We start from the raw sequence: 4,384 nt of genomic DNA, 5'->3' as shown, positions 1-4,384 counted from the left end.
GCACGGGCCTGCTGACGGGGCGGGTCATGGGGATGTGCAGGGCGTTCCTGCTGGCCGAACGCTCAGGCGTGCGCGACCTGCAGCCGCTGCATGAGCCGCTTGAAGGCGATGATCGAGAAGGCGATCGCCGTGCCGCTGATGACGGCCACCGCTGACGTACGCTGCAGCATGTACGCGCCGAGCGAGCCGTCCAGATACTGGTAGACGGCCAGGAAGATGCTCAGCGTGGAGTTCGTCAGCAGCACGAACGCCCACAGCAGGGTGATCCTGGCGAAGAACCGGCGTACCCGCTCGTGCTTGAGCACCGCGGACGGCAGGTGGATGTAGTCGAGCGTCAGCTTCTGCACGATCGGCCGGTTGAGCCGGACGGAGGCCAGGAACGCGATGCTGATGCAGATCGTGCCCATCTCCGGCTGGATGAAGAACCACATCCAGGTGCCGGTCCACAGGGCCACGATCGTTCTCACCGTGATCGCGAACACGGCCAGGTACATCGTGGCGGGCACCTTGATCTTCCTGACCAGCCGCCATGCCACGCCGAGGTAGACCCAGGCGGCGGTCACGACGAGCGCCCACTGGTCGCCGAGGACGGCCAGGGCCAGGTAGAACACGGCGAGCGGCGCGACGACGGCTTCCAGCAGCTTGGGAGCCGCCTGCCGGGCGAGCGCGGTGAGGCGTGGAAGGGTGACTGGAGGATGGCTCAACGTTGCTCCGCAGTTCGGCCGACGATCGGCGACTACCCGAGGTTCGGAGAGCAAGGCTTTCCGGATGGTCCGCTCGATGTCACCAGAGCGTCATCACCGCCGTCCCGGGAAGTGCCGGTGGCCTACCGTACTCGAGGCCCGGTGGTGCGGCTGCCGTGTCAGACGCGTTCGGTCTGTGTTTGAACCTCAGCCGAGTGACGCGGTGGCGAGCTTGGCGCCGAAGCCGACGAAGACGGCGCCGACGCCCGAGGTCAGCCCCGCGCTGAGCCGCCGGTAGCGGCGGAACTGGCCGGCCAGGAACGTCCCGCCGAAGATCAGCGCGGTCAGATAGAGGAAGCTGAAGACCTGGACGACGGCGCCCAGGATGAGGAACGACAGCGCCGGCGTGGCGTAGCCCGGGTCCACGAACTGCACGAAGAACGAGACGAAGAACAGGATCGCCTTCGGGTTGAGCAGGCTGATCGTCAGGGCCTTGCGGAACGGCCGCACGCTCTCCTCGGGCGGCTCCGCCGTCTCCACGGGGGTGGCGCGCCGGCTCTTCCAGGCGCCGCGGATCATCTGGAAGCCGGTCCACGCCAGGTAGGCGGCGCCGGCGTACTTGACGATCGTGAACAGCACCGCATGGGTCCGCAGCAGCGACGCGGCGCCGGCGGCGGACAGGAACATGAGCACCGCGTCGCCGACGAAGACCCCCGCCGCGGCCCGGTAACCCTGGCGGACGCCGTTGCGGGCGGCGTGGGACAGCACGAACAACGAGTTGGGTCCGGGCAGCAGGATGACCAGGAAGGCGCCGATCAGGTAGGCCCAGAAGTCCGTGATGCCGAAGAACATGCTTCTCCCCATGCCAAATTGCGACATGTAACGGTATATCAGGGTGCCGACCCGAGGTCGCTCGGCATTACCTATTGACCGTGTAGGGAATTGGCCGGAGTGTGGAGAGATGACGTTCTGGACTCCGGATCCCACGTTCTATCCCTCCCCGAGGGACGCCGCGAGCGCCCCGGAGGAGAAGCTGGCCTACGTCGCCGCCTTCGACAGGGCCGCCGCCCGGCCGGACGCGCTGGCCGTCATCGACACCGACCCGTCCTCGCCCGCCTACGGCACGGTCGTCGGCTGGACGGACCTGCCCGGCACCGGCGACGAGCTGCACCACTTCGGGTGGAACGCCTGCAGCAGCGCCCTGTGCCCGAACGCGCCGCACCCCCACGTCGAGCGCCGCTACCTCGTCGTGCCCGGCCTGCGCTCCTCGCGCATCCACATCTACGACACCAAGGACCGCCTCAGCCCCGAGCTGGTCAAGGTCGTCGACGCGGAGGAGCTGGCCCGGCGCGCCGGTTACTCGCGCCCGCACACCGTCCACTGCGGCCCGGAGGGCCTGTACGTCTCCGCGCTCGGCGGCGCCGACGGCCGCGACGGGCCCGGCGGGATCGCGGTGCTCGACCACACGTCGTTCGAGGTGGTGGGGCAGTGGGAGCTCGACCGGGGCCCGCAGTACCTCGCCTACGACTTCTGGTGGCACATCAACCAGGACGTCATGATCACCTCGGAGTGGGGCACGCCGTCCATGGTCGAGGACGGCGTCGTCGGCGAGCTCCTGCTCGGCCGCAAGTACGGCCACAAGCTGCACTTCTGGGACCTGCGCAAGCGCACCCACCTGCAGGAGGCGGACCTCGGCGACGCGCACCAGATGCCGCTGGAGCTGCGCCCAGCCCACGACCCCACCCGCCTGTACGGCTTCGTCGGCGTCGTGACCAGCGTCGAGGACCTGTCGGCCTCGGTCTGGGTCTGGTTCCACGAGGACGGCCGCTGGCAGGTGCGCAAGGTCATCTCCATCCCGGCCGAACCGGCCGACCCCGACCTGCTGCCGCCGGTGCTCAAACCGTTCGGTGCGGTGCCGCCGCTGGTGACCGACATCGCGCTGTCGGTGGACGACACCCGCCTGTACGTCTCCTGCTGGGGCACCGGCGAACTCAAGCAGTACGACGTGTCGGATCCGTACCAGCCGGTCGAGCTGGGCTCGCTGCGGGTGGGCGGCATCGTCCGGCGGGCGCCGCACCCCGCCGAGCCGTCGCTCCCGCTGGCCGGCGGCCCGCAGATGGTCGAGGTCAGCCGCGACGGCCGCCGCGTCTACCTCACCAACTCCCTGTACGGCTCCTGGGACGACCAGTTCTACCCCGACGGCGTGGGCGCCTGGATGGCCAAGATCGACGCGGAGTCGTTCACCTTCGACACCCGCTTCTTCCCGCACGGCGATGCCTTCCGCGGCCTGCGCCCCCACCAGGTGAGGCTGCAGGGCGGCGATGCCTCCTCCGACTCGTACTGCTTCCCGTGACCCTCGCGGCGGTGCTGCTGCTGGGCGCCTTCCACGGGCTCAACCCCGCCATGGGGTGGCTCTTCGCCGTGGCCCGCGGCCTGCAGGAACGCAGCATCGACCGGCTGCTGCAGTCGATCCCGATGATCGCCCTGGGGCACCTCGCCTCGGTGGCTCTGGTGGCGCTCGTGGTCGCGGCCACCGGGTCGGTGGTGACCGGGACCGTGCTCGCGGTGGGCGGCGGGGTGGTGCTGGTGGCGTTCGGGCTGTGGCGGCTGCTGTCGAAACGGCACTTCCGGTGGGTGGGCATGCGGCTGTCGCTGTGGCAGCTGACCTGTTGGTCGTTCCTGATGTCGTCGGCGCACGGGGCGGGCCTGATGCTGATCCCGGTCTTCACCGGCCTGCGGACGGAGGGGCACCCGGGGCACGCCGTTTCCGGCGGGCTGGGCGTGGCGCTCTACCACACGCTGGCCATGTTCGCGGTGGCCGGGACGGTCGCGGTGGTCGTCTACAAGGTGGCTGGGCTGACGGTCCTGCGGCGCGCCTGGGTCAACGTCGACCGCATGTGGGCGGTGGCCCTCGTGGCCGCCGGTGCGGTCACGCTGGTCTCGGCCGTGTGACGGGCGACCGCGTCGGTCTCGGCCGCGTGACCAGCGGTACTGGCGAGGCGGCAGGGTGTGACATGTGCGGATATCCATCCTGGGGCCGCTGGAGGTCGAGGGCGACGCGGGGCCGATCGCCGTCGGAGGTCTTCGGCTGCGGGCGCTGCTGGCCCTGCTGGCCCTGCTGGCGCTCGAAGCCGGCCACACCGTCACGTCGGCGCGGCTGATCGACGCCCTGTGGCCCGACCAGCCGCCCGCCAACGCGGCCAACGCCCTTCAGACGCTGGTCAGGCGGTTGCGGGCGGCGCTGCGGCCGTACGACGTGGTGGAGAGCCGCCCCGGAGGCTACGCGCTGGCCGTCGCGGCCGACGACGTGGACGCCCTGCGCTTCCGGGGGCTCGGCACTGACGGGCTGGACCTGTGGCGCGGCGCGCCGCTGGCGGATCTGACGGCGGTGCCCCTGCTGGCGAACGCCGCGGCGGCCCTGGAGGAGGCCCGGCTGGCCGCCGTGGAGGCGCGGGCCGAGGCACGCCTGGCGGCCGGGCTGCCGGTGGACCTGACCGCCGAGGTGACCGCGCATCCGCTGCGCGAACGGCTCTGCGCGCTGGCCATGCGCGCCCTGGCCGCCTCGGGACGGCAGGCGGAGGCGCTGGCCCTGTTCGAGCGCACCCGCCGGACGCTCGCCGACGAACTCGGCGTCGACCCGGGCCCCGAGCTGCGCGCCGCGCACCTGTCCGTGGTGTCCGGCGATTCCCCGGCCCCCGCAC

5 protein-coding genes are annotated in these 4,384 nt (G+C 71.1%); 3 read left to right on the top strand and 2 right to left on the bottom strand.

The features are described 5' to 3' along the window. Nucleotides 1-62 precede the first annotated feature (62 nt). Both E1286_RS46315 and leuE read right to left on the bottom strand, forming a co-directional pair. Nucleotides 63-704, bottom strand: a complete 642-nt coding sequence (locus tag E1286_RS46315) for a VC0807 family protein (RefSeq protein ID WP_132623643.1) — start codon at nucleotides 702-704, stop codon at nucleotides 63-65. Nucleotides 705-890: 186 nt separating this feature from the next. Beyond that, entirely contained in the window at nucleotides 891-1,535 is a 645-nt protein-coding gene (gene leuE / locus E1286_RS46310) for a leucine efflux protein LeuE (protein ID WP_132623641.1), read from the bottom strand. A gap of 109 nt (nucleotides 1,536-1,644) precedes the next feature. Between leuE and E1286_RS46305 the strand changes: the two genes are divergently transcribed. From E1286_RS46305 to E1286_RS46295, 3 genes are all read left to right on the top strand, one after another. Further along, nucleotides 1,645-3,036, top strand: a complete 1,392-nt coding sequence (locus E1286_RS46305) for a selenium-binding protein SBP56-related protein (RefSeq protein WP_132623639.1) — start codon at nucleotides 1,645-1,647, stop codon at nucleotides 3,034-3,036. Then, nucleotides 3,033-3,635, top strand: coding sequence for a hypothetical protein (locus E1286_RS46300; protein ID WP_342776345.1), 603 nt, complete (start codon nucleotides 3,033-3,035; stop codon nucleotides 3,633-3,635). The genes E1286_RS46305 and E1286_RS46300 overlap by 4 nt, the downstream gene beginning before the upstream one ends. 64 nt (nucleotides 3,636-3,699) lie before the next feature. Next, nucleotides 3,700-4,384: AfsR/SARP family transcriptional regulator (locus tag E1286_RS46295; protein ID WP_132623637.1), on the top strand; the 685-nt coding region annotated here is incomplete at its 3' end.

This window comes from Nonomuraea terrae (genome assembly GCF_004348995.1).
GTDB lineage: Bacteria > Actinomycetota > Actinomycetes > Streptosporangiales > Streptosporangiaceae > Nonomuraea > Nonomuraea terrae.
Note: the sequence above shows the minus strand (reverse complement) of the source record. Positions and strands in the feature narration are given on the sequence as shown.

Excerpts from the sequence above, each read along its gene's own strand:
- leuE (WP_132623641.1), bottom strand. The coding sequence starts at position 1,535 with ATGTTCTTCGGCATCACGGACTTCTGGGCCTACCTGATCGGCGCCTTC.
- E1286_RS46305 (WP_132623639.1), top strand. The coding sequence starts at position 1,645 with ATGACGTTCTGGACTCCGGATCCCACGTTCTATCCCTCCCCGAGGGAC.